The sequence below is a fragment of the Streptomyces sp. NPDC015032 genome (assembly GCF_043080425.1).
GTDB lineage: Bacteria > Actinomycetota > Actinomycetes > Streptomycetales > Streptomycetaceae > Streptomyces.
The window spans coordinates 1-13,710 of sequence record NZ_JBIBVN010000078.1; the positions used below are offsets into that span (position 1 = coordinate 1).

The 13,710-nt window shown below is 68.7% G+C and carries 11 protein-coding genes; 4 read left to right on the forward strand and 7 right to left on the reverse strand.

From position 1 onward, the window contains the following. Positions 1 to 101 precede the first annotated feature (101 nt). The gene (gene ddaH, locus ACF08M_RS40590) at positions 102 to 968 is read right to left on the reverse strand and encodes a dimethylargininase (RefSeq protein ID WP_392190334.1); all 867 of its coding nucleotides are present in this window, start codon (positions 966 to 968) and stop codon (positions 102 to 104) included. A 709-nt stretch (positions 969 to 1,677) separates the two neighbouring features. Here ddaH and ACF08M_RS40595 point away from each other — a divergent pair. The 4 genes from ACF08M_RS40595 to ACF08M_RS40610 all read left to right on the forward strand — a co-directional run bounded on the left by ACF08M_RS40595 (position 1,678) and on the right by ACF08M_RS40610 (position 6,393). Continuing rightward, positions 1,678 to 2,640 (forward strand): ATP-binding cassette domain-containing protein, encoded by a 963-nt coding sequence (locus ACF08M_RS40595; protein ID WP_392190335.1) that lies wholly within the window; start codon positions 1,678 to 1,680, stop codon positions 2,638 to 2,640. Further along, positions 2,637 to 3,431 carry an ABC transporter permease gene (locus ACF08M_RS40600; protein WP_392190336.1) on the forward strand — a complete coding sequence of 265 codons (795 nt, stop codon included), beginning with the start codon at positions 2,637 to 2,639 and terminating at the stop codon, positions 3,429 to 3,431. The genes ACF08M_RS40595 and ACF08M_RS40600 overlap by 4 nt, the downstream gene beginning before the upstream one ends. 297 nt (positions 3,432 to 3,728) lie before the next feature. After that, positions 3,729 to 4,958 carry a cytochrome P450 gene (locus ACF08M_RS40605; RefSeq protein ID WP_392190337.1) on the forward strand — a complete coding sequence of 410 codons (1,230 nt, stop codon included), beginning with the start codon at positions 3,729 to 3,731 and terminating at the stop codon, positions 4,956 to 4,958. 133 nt (positions 4,959 to 5,091) lie between these two features. Continuing rightward, positions 5,092 to 6,393, forward strand: a complete 1,302-nt coding sequence (locus ACF08M_RS40610) for an MFS transporter (RefSeq protein ID WP_392190338.1) — start codon at positions 5,092 to 5,094, stop codon at positions 6,391 to 6,393. A gap of 36 nt (positions 6,394 to 6,429) precedes the next feature. Here the strand turns inward: ACF08M_RS40610 and ACF08M_RS40615 are convergent, their stop codons facing one another. The 6 genes from ACF08M_RS40615 to ACF08M_RS40640 form a co-directional block, all read right to left on the reverse strand. Next, positions 6,430 to 9,447, reverse strand: coding sequence for an amino acid adenylation domain-containing protein (locus ACF08M_RS40615; protein ID WP_392190339.1), 3,018 nt, complete (start codon positions 9,445 to 9,447; stop codon positions 6,430 to 6,432). Positions 9,448 to 9,505: 58 nt separating this feature from the next. Beyond that, positions 9,506 to 10,330, reverse strand: coding sequence for an SDR family oxidoreductase (locus ACF08M_RS40620; protein WP_392190340.1), 825 nt, complete (start codon positions 10,328 to 10,330; stop codon positions 9,506 to 9,508). A 112-nt stretch (positions 10,331 to 10,442) separates the two neighbouring features. Beyond that, positions 10,443 to 11,147 (reverse strand): thioesterase II family protein, encoded by a 705-nt coding sequence (locus ACF08M_RS40625; RefSeq protein ID WP_392190341.1) that lies wholly within the window; start codon positions 11,145 to 11,147, stop codon positions 10,443 to 10,445. 37 nt (positions 11,148 to 11,184) lie between these two features. After that, complete coding sequence (locus ACF08M_RS40630; protein WP_392190342.1) at positions 11,185 to 11,418, reverse strand: MbtH family protein; 234 nt, start codon at positions 11,416 to 11,418, stop codon at positions 11,185 to 11,187. 118 nt (positions 11,419 to 11,536) lie between these two features. Further along, positions 11,537 to 12,808, reverse strand: coding sequence for a lysine N(6)-hydroxylase/L-ornithine N(5)-oxygenase family protein (locus ACF08M_RS40635; RefSeq protein ID WP_392190343.1), 1,272 nt, complete (start codon positions 12,806 to 12,808; stop codon positions 11,537 to 11,539). 57 nt (positions 12,809 to 12,865) lie between these two features. Continuing rightward, the coding region (locus ACF08M_RS40640) for an alpha/beta fold hydrolase (RefSeq protein ID WP_392190344.1) at positions 12,866 to 13,710 on the reverse strand (845 nt) is incomplete at its 5' end.

Sequence of the window (13,710 nt, forward strand, 5' to 3'; positions counted from 1 at the left end):
CGAACACCCACCGTCACCCTCGCCCCATGAACGGGACCCACACCCCCAAAACCGACAGCGCGGGATTGACGAACGACATAGAGGCACCCCCCGGGCGGAGGTCAGTGCCCGGCTTCGCCCTCGGGGGCCGCGCGCAGCTCCAGCGTGCAACACTTCACGCTGCCGCCGGCCTTGAGCAGTTCGGACAGATCGGCGCCGATGGGCTCGTAACCGCGCTCCCGCAGCCGGTCGGCCAGGCGTACCGCCCGCTTCGGCAGGATGACGTGCAGACCGTCGGAGAGCGCGTTCAGCCCGAAGACGGCGGCATCGGCCTCTTCGGCCAGGATCGCGTCGGGGAACCGGTCGGCAAGTACCTCACGGCTCTCCGGGGAGAACGCCCGCGGGTAGTACATGACTTCGCCGTCGTCGAGGACGGCGAGCGCCGTGTCGAGGTGGTAGAAGCGCGGGTCGACGAGTGTCAGGCCCACCACCTGCCGTCCGAAGAATTCCTGGGCCTCCTGGTGTGCCCGCACCACACTGCGGAATCCGCTGCCCGCCAGGATCTCCGTACCCGTGAACAGGAAGTCGCCCTCCCCCTCATTGGTGTGCTCGGCCTGGCGGACCTCCGGGTAGCCGTGGCGGCGGAACCAGTCCAGGTACGCCGGGGACTCGTCTGTGCGCTGCTGGTGCCGGAACCGCGCGACGAGCGCCTTGCCGTCCACGACGGTCGCGCCATTGGCGGCGAACACCATGTCGGGCAGGCCGGGTATGGGCTCGACCAGTTCCACGTCATGCCCCAGGTCCACGAAGAGATCGTGCAGCCATTTCCATTGGGACAGGCCCCGGTTCGCGGACGTCGGCTGCGCGGGGTCCATCCACGGGTTGATCGAGTAGGTCACATCGAAATGAGCAGGCCGGCACATCAGATAGTGGCGTCGACGCGCCGTCCTGGTGCGGTTCAGGACTCGATCATCTGTCGTCTGCGACACCCTGGTCCCCTTTTTCGACAGAATTCACGCATAGGTGAAATGCATGGGTGAGATTGATGGGCAGAAAATCAACGCGCCACTTGGCAGAAGGATGCGGTGCGCACCCGGATCGGGCGACGATGGAATTCGCGGATTGCGCCCCGGACCTCAAGTTAGCACGCAGCAGCGGGTTTTGATGTCCCGTCGCCAGGACAGCGGGCGCTGCGCGGCGTGCGCTCCATGCCCTTCCCGACGGCATTCAGGTCGAATTGCCGACAGCGGCAGGACGGCAGGGCAGCCGCCGGGGCGAGGCGGCTGCGCCAGACCCCTGAGCCACGCCGTGGCACACCACCGAGCCAGAGTGGCGCCACTGGCATCACACCCGAAAGCCAATGTACGCCGTAAATCCGTAGGTAGGCGGGGTGCCCCCACCTAGATGACACCAGCCTGACACCCATGGCGCCACGGCAGGGTTGCGTTGGCACCACTGCGGCGCTATATTGGCGTCATCAACTCCTGCGGCGACATCATCATCCGCCGTTCGCACCGCACATCCGCCGAGTAACCCCCGGACGGATCCGCGCTCACAGCGATATCGGCCGCAAGGCCGTCGCCGGCACCATCACCGCCGTACAACCCCCGCTTCTCACCGCACGGCGCCACGGCGTGCCCGCACGCCCGGATTCATCAACACCAAGGGAAATCAAGGGAATATGAAAGGAGCACAGAAATGACTAGCACGCGAAACCGATCGGCAATCGAGGCCACGGGGTTGCGCAAGTCGTTCGGCGAAAAGGTCGTCCTGGACGGAATCGACATCAACGTCGCCGAGGGATCCATCTTCTCTTTACTCGGTCCCAATGGAGCGGGTAAGACCACGACGGTTCAGATCCTCTCCACGCTCATCCCCGCGGACAGCGGTGAGGCGCATGTCGCGGGCCACGATCTCTTCCGCACCCCGTCCTCGGTACGTGGCGTGATCGGTGTCACCGGCCAGTTCTCCGCAGTGGACAACATGCTCACCGGCGAGGAAAACCTGCTGCTCATGGCGGACTTGAACCACCTGAGCCGCAGTGAGGGCCGGCGCCGGGCCACCGAACTGCTCCAGCGGTTCGATCTGGTCGAGGCGGCCGCCAAGACCCCGTACAACTACTCCGGCGGTATGCGGCGCCGACTCGACCTCGCGATGACCCTGGTCGGCAACCCGCGCATCATCTTCCTCGACGAGCCGACCACCGGCCTCGACCCGCGCAGCCGCCGCACGATGTGGGAAATCATCCGCGAACTCGTCGCCGACGAGGGCGTCACGATCTTCCTCACGACGCAGTACCTGGAAGAGGCCGATCAACTCGCCGACCGGATCGCGGTTCTCAACCAGGGCAAGCTGGTCGCCGAAGGAACCGCGGAAGAGCTCAAGCGCCTCATTCCCGGCGGTCACATCCGCCTGCAGTTCGCCGATGCCCGCGGTCTCGAATCCGCCGCCCGCTCCCTCGGGGACACCTCGCGCGACGACGACGCGCTCACCCTTCAGATCCCCAGCGACGGAAGCTTCCGTTCGCTGCGGGGCCTGCTCGACCGCATCGACGACGAATCGATCGAGGTCGACGCGCTGTCGCTGCACACGCCCAATCTCGATGACGTCTTCTTCGCCCTGACCGGAAACTCGGACGCCCTGAAGGACAGCCTGCGATGAGCACTTTCTCTTACGCCCTTCGCGACTCGTCGACGATGGTGCGGCGCGATATGCGGCACACGCTCCGCAACCCCTTCTCCCTCATGGGCGCCATCGTCACACCGGTCTTCATGCTGGCGATGTTCTACTACGTGTTCGGCGGCGCCATCGAGTCCGGCCTCAAAGGACCGAACGGTGCGAGCGGTGACTACCTCACCTATCTCATTCCGGGAATCATCATGATGACCGCGGGGGTCGGGTCCGGATGGACCGCCCTCAACGTCAACTCCGATATGACCGAAGGCATCATCACCCGGTTCCGCACCATGGCGATCTCCCGTGGCTCGGTGCTGGTCGGCCATGCCATCGGAAACCTGATCCGTACATTCGCCACCGTGGCCTTCGTCCTCGTGGTCGCGCTGCTCATGGGATTCCAGCCCACCGCCGGAATCATCGAGTGGATCGCGCTGATCGGTGTCCTGGCCCTGCTCGCCTTCATGATTTCCTGGATCTCGATCCCGCTCGGTCTGGTCGCCAAGACCCCGGCCGGAGCAAATGTCTCCTCGCTGATCATCCAGTTCCTGCTGCCGTTCCTCAGCAGCGCCTTCGTCAGCCCGGCCACCATGCCGGCGGGGCTGCGCTGGTTCACCGACAACCAGCCCTTCACCCCCATTACCGAGACCATGCGGGGCCTGCTGACGGGCACCGAAATCGGCAACAACGCCTGGATCGCCATCGCTTGGTGCGTCGGTCTCACCCTGCTGGGATATCTCTGGGCGAAGAGCACGTTCAACCGCGCCGCAGTGAAGTAGATCAGGACCGCCCCCGCCTCGGACCCCCGCCGAGGCGGGGGCTTCTGCTGCCGGATTTCCGGTGTACGGGGCCGGCGTTCACCGCTCTCCCGCCCAATCTGCTTGCAGGCGGACCGACAGGTCGTTACGTTTTTACTCCAACACACCGGGACCCGGTTCCACCGGACGGTAGAGGCTTCCTCCCCAGGACGACCGGATCCCCAGCGCCCGCCGCGCCGTCTGCGGCACGCCGTCACCCGCCGTTTATGGAATCCGGGCGTTCAGCGGTCAAAGGCCGCTCAAACTAAGGAAGTTCTCATGTCCGAGTCAGCTGTTGACCTGATGGCCCCCGCGACCCTGAGCGACATGGTCCCCGAGTACGCGAGCCTGCGGGAGCAGGGCCCCCTCGTCCAGGTCGCCTTTCCCGGGTACCGGAATCCGATCTGGATCATCACGGGGTACGAGGACGTCAAGGCCGCGCTGCGCGACCCGCGATTCGTCGTGGACCAGCGCAATGTGCCCAGCCTGGAGGGGCCGGGCATGGTGGACCAGATGATCGCCGTGTTCGGCCTGGCGCCGGAGTACCGGGACTACCTGCTCGGCATGGTGTTCATGGACGGCAAGAACCACGCACGGCTGCGGAACCTCGTCACGCCCGCCTTCGCCCTCCGCCGGATCAGCACCCTGCGGCCGCGCCTGGAACACATCATGGCGGAGCTCATCGCCCCCCTCCTCGACAAGCCCGAGGCCGACCTCATCGAGGACTTCACCGCTCCCCTGGCCGGCGCCATCATCTGCGAACTCATCGGCGTCGACGAGGCGGACCGGCCGCAGATGCTCGGCTGGATACGCGACCAGGCCAACGAGGACCCCGCCCGGCGCGCGGCCGGCGTCCAGGGCATGGTGGCGTATATCAAGGAACTGATCGAGCGGCGCCGGGTCCGGCCCGCCGACGACGTGATCACCGAGCTGATCAAGGCCAGGGACGCGGACAGCGACCGGCTCACCGAGACCGAAATGGTCGCGATGGTGCTGCTGCTGATCAATTCGGGGCACCACACCACCACGCACTTCATCGCCAACTCGGCCCTCACCCTGCTCGAACACCCCGACCAGCTGGACCGGTTGCGCGCCGAGCCGGAGCTGATGCCGCGCGCCATCCACGAACTGCTGCGCGTCGCCAACGTCCTGCCGTTGAGCACCCCGATGTACGCCGCCGAGGACATGGAGTTCCGCGGCGTACAGATCAAGGAGGGCGACGTCGTTACCGGCGCGCTGCTCGGCGCGAACTACGACCCGGAGGCGTTCGCCGACCCCGAGCGGTTCGACCTCACCCGCGAACCCGGGCGCGCCGAGACGCATGTCGCCTTCGGCCACGGCCCCCACTACTGCCTGGGCGCAGCCCTGGCCCGCCTCGAAGGCGAGATAGCCATCGAGCAGCTGTTCCTGCGTGACAAGACGCTGTCCCTCGCCGTGGCGCGCGAGGACCTCAAGTTCCGCCCGCACCCAGGCGGGAGCCTCCTCGTCCAGCTGCCCGTACGGTTCTGAACCCACCCCACACCACCGGGCCGCGCAGGCCGGCGGCGGTCGGCCCTGCCCAGTGCCGGCCGCCGCCGGCCTGCGCCATCCCGGCAAAAATCGGTTCCGCGGCGCCCCCCGGAGCCTGCCAGGCTTCCCCGCCATGGACACGACGAGTGACGTCACGACCGGGCGCCGCCGCTTCGGGGTGCTCCGGCAGCGGGATTTCCGGCTGCTGTGGATCGGCGAGACCGCCAGCGGGCCGGGCAACAGCATAACCACGGTGGCACTGCCGCTGATCGCGGTGCTGGTACTGCGGGCCGATGCCTTCGCCGTCGGTCTGCTCACCGCAACCGTCTGGCTGCCGTGGCTCGTTGTCGGTCTGCCGGCCGGCGCCTGGGTAGACCGGCTCCGCAGGCGGCCCCTCATGATCGCCTGCAATCTCGTCGCCGCCGCACTCTACGCCAGCGTTCCCATCGCCGCGTGGCTGGGGGCGCTCACCTTCGCGCACCTGCTGGTGGTGGCCGCGGTGTGCGGCGTTTCGGCGGTGTTCTTCGATACGGCGTACCACGCGTATCTGCCCGCCGTACTCGATGACCGCGACCTGCCGGAGAGGAACGCGAAGCTCCAGGGCAGCGAGGCCGGTACCAAGGTGGTCGGCCGGGGCGCCGCCGGGCTGATCGCCCAGGTCTTCGGGGCCGTGCTCGGACTGCTGGCCGATGCGCTGACGTTCGCCGTCTCAACGGTATGTCTGGCGATGATCCGGCGCCGCGAGCCGCGCCCCGCGCCTTCCGCGCAGCGCACGACGCTGCGTCAACAGGTGGGCGAGGGCCTGAAGTTCGTCGCCCGCGACCGGTATCCGCGGCAGCTGGTGATGTACGGGGCCGCGGTCAACATGGCGCTGATGGAATACCAGGCCGTGCAGATCGTGTTCCTGGTCCGCACGGTCGGGGCGAGCTCCGCGACGGTCGTCCGGCTCATCATGGCCGGCAGCCTCGGTGCCGTGCTCGCCAACCCCCTGGGACGCCGCTTCGGTACCGCCCGCGGGCTGCTGGTGCTGCAGCTGCTGCTCACCGGGCCCTTCGCCCTGCTCCTGCCGCTGACCACGCTCGGAACGGGCCTGCTGTTCTTCGGGGTCGGTGCGTTCACCGTTTCGGCCGGGGTCGTGGCATGCAATGTCGTGGTGGGCAGTTTCCGGCAGCGGTACTGTCCGCCGCGCCTGCTGGGCCGGGTGGTCGCGACGGCGATGATGCTCAACCACAGCACCATTCCCCTCGGCTCACTGCTCGGCGAGGTGCTGGGGCCCCGGCCCACGATGTGGATCATGACGGGACTGGTGGCTCCGTGTGGGCTGATCCTCGCGCTGGGGCCGCTGCGCTCCGACCGGGATCTGCCGCTGAGCCAGGGCCGGGCCACGGCGGGCGACGGCCCCGTACCGGATCACGACAAGGCCGCGGCCGCGTAGCATCCCCGCGGCCCTCCTGCCCCTATGGGGACCTGGTCACGAACTCTGCTCTGCGCGCAGGGCGTTGGCCAGGCCGCGGACCGTGGGGTTGCGGTACAGGGTACGCGGGTGCGGTGACGGCAGGCCCCGGTCCCGCATCGCGGCGGCCATCCGGACGGCGAAGAGGGAATTGCCGCCCAGTTCGAACCAGTCGTCGTCCATACCCACCGGGGCGCCGAGCACCTGGCGCCAGACCGCGAGCAGGCCGTCGGAGAGGTCGTCGAGGCCACGCGGGGCGGCCGGCGCGGGCGCATCGGGGGCCGGGGCGGCAGGCGCGGGAAGGCCGGCGAGATCCACTTTCCCGTTGGGGGTCAGCGGGAGCGCCGCCAGCGTGGTGATCGTGGCCGGCAGCATGTAGTCCGGGAGGAGGCGGGCGAGGTGCCAGCGTATCCCAGCGGCGACGTCCGGTGCGGGGCCGTCCACGAGGACCACATAGGCGTCGATACGGGCGGTGGCCGCGTCGGCCGGGTCCTCCCGGTGGAGGGCCACAGCCGCTTCGGACACACCGGGCGCCTCGGTCAGCACGGTGCGTATCTCGTCGAGTTCGATACGGAAGCCGCGCACCTTGACCTGGTTGTCGATCCGGCCCAGGTGCTCCAGTCTGCCGTCCGGCCGCAGCCGACCCCGGTCGCCGGTGCGGTAGATGCGCCCGTCCGCAGCGTACGGATCGGGCAGGAACCGCTGGCCGGTCAGTTCGGGGCGACGCAGATACCCCAGGGCCACACCGGTGCCGCCGACGTGGATCTCGCCCGCCACTCCGGGCGGCGCGGGGCGCCCGGCGGCGTCCAGCACGTACAGATACCAGCCGGGCAGTGCCCGGCCCACCGACCGGGACGACTCCAGGGCCATCCCGCGGGTGACGGTCTCAGCCGTGACATGCACGGTGGTCTCCGTGATCCCGAACATGTTGACCAGACGGCATCGGGATTCCGGGTACCGGTCGAACCACGGCAGCAGCCGGCGGGTGTCCAGCGGCTCACCGCCGAAGACGACCAGCCGGACCGGCAGCCGTGCCGGTTGCGGGCGGTCGGACTCCAGCAGCTGGGCGAATGCCGAGGGCGTCTGGCTCAGCACGGTGACGTTCCGGGCGATCAGCAGGTCGCGGAACTGCTCCGGCGAGCGGGAGACCCAGTACGGCACGACGACCAGGTTCCCGCCGGTGAGCAGGCATCCCCAGATCTCCCAGACGGAGAAGTCGAAGGCGATGGAGTGGAAGAACGTCCAGACGTCGGTGCTGTCCAGCTCGAATTGGGCGCGGGTGGCGTCGAGCAGACCGATCACGTTGGCGTGCGGGACGACCACTCCCTTTGGGCGGCCGGTGGAGCCCGAGGTGTAGATGACGTATGCCGCATCCGATGGGGTGACGGCGCTCGCGGGCGGGCCGGCCGGGGCGTCCGCGCCGAGTTCGGCCAGCTCTGCGGGGGTGACGGCGCGCAGGCCCGCGGGGGTGGGAGAGTCGCTGAGCGTGGTGATCACCAGGCGGGGGGCCGCGTCCTCGACGGTGTAGGTGAGACGTTCGGCCGGGTACGCCGGGTCCATCGGTACGTAGACCGCCCCGGCCTTGAGCACGGCGAGCAGGACCGCGACGAGTTCCGCCGAGCGCTCGGCGCAGATGCCGATCCGGTCGCCGTCCTGGACACCGGAGGCGCGCAGGCCGTGGGCGAGCCGGTCGGACCACCGGTCGAGCTCCTGGTAGGTGATCTGGACGCCCTCGTGGGACAGCGCGGGGGCGCCGGGTCGCTCGGTGACGCGGTCGGCGAAGACGTCCTGGATGCGCCGGGGTACGGAGGCGGACGCGCCGGACCGCACCGGCCGCCCCAGCGCCAGCACCCGCCGGCGTTCGGCCTCGTCGAACAGCTCGATGTCGGCCGGTGACAGCTGCGGGGAGCCGGTGATCTGGCGGTGGGCCCGGGCGAGATGGCGGGCGAAGCGGGTGACGGTCGCGCGGCCGATGGTGGCCGGGGCGTGGTCGCAGCGCAGCCGCAGTACGCCGTCCGGTCCGCGGCCGAGCGTGATCGTCAGCGGGAGGACCGGGGCCAGGCAGGGGCGGTACTCGCCGATCGGGGGCGGGGTGTCCGCTGCGGCCTTCGGGTCCAGGTCGTAGATCAGTCCGACGGTGACGCGCGGGGTCGGCGCGGCGGGCGCCAGGGGTGTGGCAGCGAGCCTGGAGGTGAGCTCGCCGAGGATGGCGCCCGGCGTCAACTCCGGCGACAGCAGCGTGAATTCCTCACCCCCGTCGGCGCCGAGGGCCGCGAGGACCGGCCGCTCCTCGGGGTCGTAACGCGACAGCACCACGGCCAGGGCGGCCAACCAGCCGGCCGGGTCGGTCGCCGTGTCCTCGGGGAGGGGGAGGCGATGGACGGCCGGGCGGGCAGCGCCTGTTTCGGGGCGGTCGCCGAGGCCCCAGGAGGGCACCACGGTGAACTCCGCCGGTACGGCCACGGCATCCGTGGCCGTACGGTCCGTGGTCGTAGGAGGAGTGCCGTGCGCGGTGGGTATCGGCTCCGGAGCGCGCCGGCCAAGCAGCGCATCCGCCAGCGCACGCAACACCGTTCGGCCGTACGCCGCGCGGTGGGCCACCAGGACGAGGTCGGCCGGGCCGTCGGCATAACGGAGCAGAAGGGCGCGCAGACCGTGCTCCGCGTCGACCGGCCGGGACAGTTCGGCTTCGCGGCGGCGGCTGGCCGAGGCGTCGGCGGCGGGCGCCGGGACCTCTTCCACCCACAGCCGGGCGGTAGCACTACCGGTGATCTTCGCAAGGCGCTGGACGAGCAGCTCGGCGTCCACGGCCGGGGCAGCGGCTGCGGCTGCGCGGTCGAGGGGTGCAACGACCACGTCGATGCCGTGCGCGGCGGTCCCGACGAGCGTCCCGTCGAGCCGGATGCACAGGGCGTGGCAGTGCCGGGCTTCGCCGCCCCTGTCGTAGCCCCGGCCGTGACCGGCCTGCCGTGGTGTGTTCCCCGGCGGTGGCGAGGAGGGTGCGGTGGAAGGCGATGGCGACTGGGGCGCGGACACGTTCTGTCTCCCTACGTCCGGCCCCGTGGCACGCCCGGGACCAGCGGTATCTCTTGGGTCAGCGTGCGGTGAATCCGCCGTCGACGGTGAGTACGGATCCGGTGACCTGCCGGGATTCGTCGGAGCCGAGCCATACGGCGGCCGCGGCGACGTCCTCCGGTTCGATCAGGGCGTTCATCGGCTGCGCCTGGATGAAGGTTTCCTCATGCTCGCTCACCGGTACGTCCAGCGATCTGGCGATCTCCGACAGCATCCGGCCCTCGGCGGCGTCGTCGTCGCGAACCGACCCCGGGCACAGCGCGTTGACCCTGACTTTCATCGGGGCGTAGTCGAGCGCGGTCGCCTTCGTCAGGCCGACGATGCCGTGCTTGGCCGCGACGTAACCGGCGAAGTGGCGGTAGCCAACCAGACCGGCGGTGGACGCGACGTTGATGATGCTGCCGGAGCGCTGAGCGGTCATCAGCTTGCCTGCCGCCTTGGTCATCCGCCAGGCGCCGGAGAGATCGACATCGATCATCAGCTGCCACTCGTCCTCGGAGATCTCGTGCGTCGTCTTGCCGGACGGCGCGGCGATCCCCGCGTTGTTCATCAGGACGTCAATACGGCCGAACCGGCCGCGGGCCTCGTCGACGACCTCGTACAGCGCGGCGAGGTCGCGCACATCGGCGTGCCGGGTGGTCAGGGCGGCGCCGTGCTCGCGGCACAGCTCTGCGGTGTGCGCCAACTGGCTTGCCGTACCGAGCGGGTAGGGCACACCCGGCAGCTCGTCGCCGATGTCGACGAGCACCAGGTCGGCGCCCTCCCTGGCGAAGGCGATGGCACAGGCCCGGCCGATGCCGCGGGCCGCACCGGTGATGATCGCGGTCTTGCCGGCCAGACGCATGTGCTGTCCTTTGTCCTGTCCCTGTCGACGGTGGTGGTCGGCCTGCCGCGGTGGCGTGCGCGGCAGGTCCTGCGGTGGCTGCCGGGGCGGTTGGGGTGATCTCTGAGGTGGTTCAGCCGCGGGTGACATGGTCGGCTATCAACCGCAGCAGCGGCGCGGCGCTCTGGGCGAGGTACATATGGCCGCCGTCCACCTCGGTCAGGGTGAACTCCCGGCTCGTCGCCTTGCTCCACTCCTCCGCCTGCTCGGTGGTGACGAGCTCATCGGTACGGCCGCGGACCGCGGTGATCGGCGCCGGCAGCGGCCGGTCGTCGGCCGGGAGGTAGTTCTCGTGCATCTCGACGTCCGCCCGCAGGACCGGGAGCACCAGCTCGCGCATCTCCGGGTTGGCCAGCGCCTCGTGGCTGTATCCGGCGAACTCCTCGACCCGGCGCAGGAAATCGTCGTCCGCCAGCCCGCTGGCCCGGTCCGGGCGCGCGCTCCACGGTCCCGGTGAACCGCTGACGATCAGCCGTACGACCTCGATGCCGGGCGTGGCCGCCAGCCGGTGGCCGAGCTCGTACGCCAGCACCGCGCCGAGGCTGTGGCCGAAGAGGGTGACCCGGCCCGAGTCGCCGATTTCGTCGAGGACTTCGGGGAGCAGGCCGGTGGCGGCCTGTGCCGCGTCCCGGTAGGGCTCCTCGTCGAGCTTCCACTCCCGGCCGGGCGGCTGGAGCGGCACAATCTTCAGGCCGTCACCGGCCAGTGTGCCCCAGGGGCGGAAGAACGAGGCGCCGGCACCGGCGAAGGGGACACACACCAGCGGAATCTGTTGCATGAGCTACTCTCCCAACCGTCTCTGCGGATCGTCGCGCTCAGCCCGCGACGGCCGCGGCGTCGGCGTCCATCGCGTCGCGCAGGCTCTGCGGACGCATATCGGTCCAGTTTTCCTCCACATATGTGAGTGCCTGCCCGCGGTCGGTGTCGCTCAGGGCTACCCGCCAGCCGGCCGGAACCTCGGCGAACGACGGCCAAAGCGAGTGCTGGCCTTCGTCGTTCACCAGGACGTGGAAGCGGCCGTTTTCGTCGTCGAACGGGTTGGTGCTCATCTGGGCTCCATTCAAGGAAGGAAGGGAAAGAAAGGAAGGAAGGAAAGAAGGAAAGAAGGGGGAGACGGCGCAGGTACGGGCGGTCCGCGGTACTGGGCGGAGCGGTCAGACGGACCGGTCAGATGGCCGCGATCGAGTCCGCTATCTCACCACTGCGGACGGCGATGTTGGACAGCAGCGAGGACGACAGACCGTGGGTGTGCTCGGTGCAGCCCTGCAGATAAATTCCGCACCGCAGTTCGGGCGCTGTGGTGATGCGGTAGTCCCGCTCAACGCGGTAGCGCCCCGCGTCGTCGCGAAGACAGAACTCATCGAGTTCGCCGAGGATATCGGACGGCTGCATGGGGTCATAGCCCGTGGCGCAGATGAGAACGTCCACGTCCATTTCGTAGGACTCTTCGGTGGCCAGTGAGTGTACCGTCACCCGGGTGTCGTCGGCGACCCTCTTGGCGCCCTCGACCCGGGCCAGGTTCACGAAGTCCACGCGCTTTTGTCCGGCCACCTCGTCGTCGTACACGCGCTGGTGGAGCTCGTTGATGACTTCGTCGTCGACCACCGAGTAGTTCGTGTTCTTGTGGTAGCGCCAGATAGTGCCCTTCGCCCGCTCGGAACCGTAGTAGTAGTCGTCCACCGCGTGCGGGTCGAATACCTGGTTGGCGAAGGGCGTGTTGTCCGCGATGGCATATCCGTACGAGGGCGTGATCGCCGATATGTGGGCGTGCGGAACCGCGTCGTAAAGGAACTTGACGATTTCTGCGGCACTCTGCCCGGAGCCCACGACAGCCACCCGCTCCAGGGTACCGCAGTCGAACTCGCGGAACCTCTGCAGGAATTCGGAGCTGTGCCACACACGGTCGTCCTGGCTGATACCGGTGGGCATCCGCGGGACCAGCCCCGTCGAGATGACGATGTTGCGCGCGCCGACCAGCCGGGTACCGCCTGCCGGGCCGCCGTTCTGCACTTCGATCCGCAGCTGGTCGATCGCGCCCTGCCGGGCGCCCGGCCCGCCGGCCCGAGGCAGCCGGACCGCCGTCACCTTGGAGTTGTAGGTGACGCGGTCCGCGAGATTCGACTCCGCCCATTCCAGGTAGTCGTGGAACTCCCGGCGGGTGGGGAAGAAATCCTGGTTGTTGACGAACCGCGCCAGCCGGCCCGCCTGGTGCAGATACGACACAAAGCTGAAGCGGGACGTCGGGTTGCGGAAGGTGACCAGGTCCTTCAGGAAGGACACCTGCATCTTCGCGGACGGCAGCAGCATGCCGCGGTGCCAGCTCAGCGCGGGCTGACGCTCGAAGAAGGCGGAGGTCAGCGGAGTTCCCGCGCGGTTGCGCAGTTCTTCCAGCGCAATGGCCAGCGACAGGTTGGACGGCCCGAAACCGATGCCGACCACGTCGTATATTTCACGTTCACAAGGTTCCACGGAAAGCCTCCCGGCCGTGAAGGTTCCTCAATTGCCGTTGAGTCGGCGCTGGAGGATCTGAGAAATTTCGGCAATGGGTTCGGGCATGTTCATATCGTTGTGCGTACTGCGGATGCCGTGCTGCTCGATGGTCCCCCGGATATGCGGGCTCCATTGCTCGGCAAAGGATTCATCCGACATCGTGGCCTTGAAGAACAGTGCATCGCCATGATAGACGGGCGTATTAAATTTCTTCAAGATCGCCAGATTGTGACTGATCGTCACCGCAGCTATTTCCAGGAGCAGTTTGTCCTCGGTCGCGGCGGCCGGGTATCCGTTCTGCTCCAGCAGGAGGGGGCGCACATCGTCCGCGCGGATTTCCTCCTGCCGTGCAAAATATCCGCTGGGAGCGGCATCCAGCAAGGCCAGCAGGGCGATCTCGTGCCCCTGTCCCTGAAGTTCCGCCGCGAGTGCGTGCGCGATCGTTCCGCCGTAGGACCAGCCGAGGAGGCAGTACGGCCCGGCGGGCTGGATCGCCCATATCTGCGCGGCGTAATCGGCCACCATCTCTTCGACCGATTCGGGCCGCGGCGTGGTCCCGTCGTAACCCCGGGCCTGTATCCCGTAGATGGGCCGGTCCCGGAGGTGCTTGGCGAAGCCCAGGTACGACCAGCACACTCCCCCCGCAGGGTGGATGAACCACAGGGGTGGCTGGTCTCCCTCGGTATTGATCGGCAGCAGTACGGCGAACGGGTCCTCGACTCCTACGGCTTCGGCGCCCGGCGCGAGACAACCGGCGAGTTCGGCGACGGTGGGGGTGTCGAAGACGGCCCGGATGGGGATTTCGGCGCCGAGTTCGGCGCGGATACGGCTGATGAGGCGGGTGGCGAGCA

Bases quoted from the DNA above. Each gene is read 5' to 3' on its own strand.
- ACF08M_RS40630 (WP_392190342.1), bottom strand. From the start codon at position 11,418: ATGAGCACCAACCCGTTCGACGACGAAAACGGCCGCTTCCACGTCCTG.
- ACF08M_RS40625 (WP_392190341.1), bottom strand. From the start codon at position 11,147: ATGCAACAGATTCCGCTGGTGTGTGTCCCCTTCGCCGGTGCCGGCGCC.
- ACF08M_RS40595 (WP_392190335.1), top strand. From the start codon at position 1,678: ATGACTAGCACGCGAAACCGATCGGCAATCGAGGCCACGGGGTTGCGC.
- ACF08M_RS40620 (WP_392190340.1), bottom strand. From the start codon at position 10,330: ATGCGTCTGGCCGGCAAGACCGCGATCATCACCGGTGCGGCCCGCGGC.
- ACF08M_RS40605 (WP_392190337.1), top strand. From the start codon at position 3,729: ATGTCCGAGTCAGCTGTTGACCTGATGGCCCCCGCGACCCTGAGCGAC.
- ACF08M_RS40610 (WP_392190338.1), top strand. From the start codon at position 5,092: ATGGACACGACGAGTGACGTCACGACCGGGCGCCGCCGCTTCGGGGTG.
- ACF08M_RS40600 (WP_392190336.1), top strand. From the start codon at position 2,637: ATGAGCACTTTCTCTTACGCCCTTCGCGACTCGTCGACGATGGTGCGG.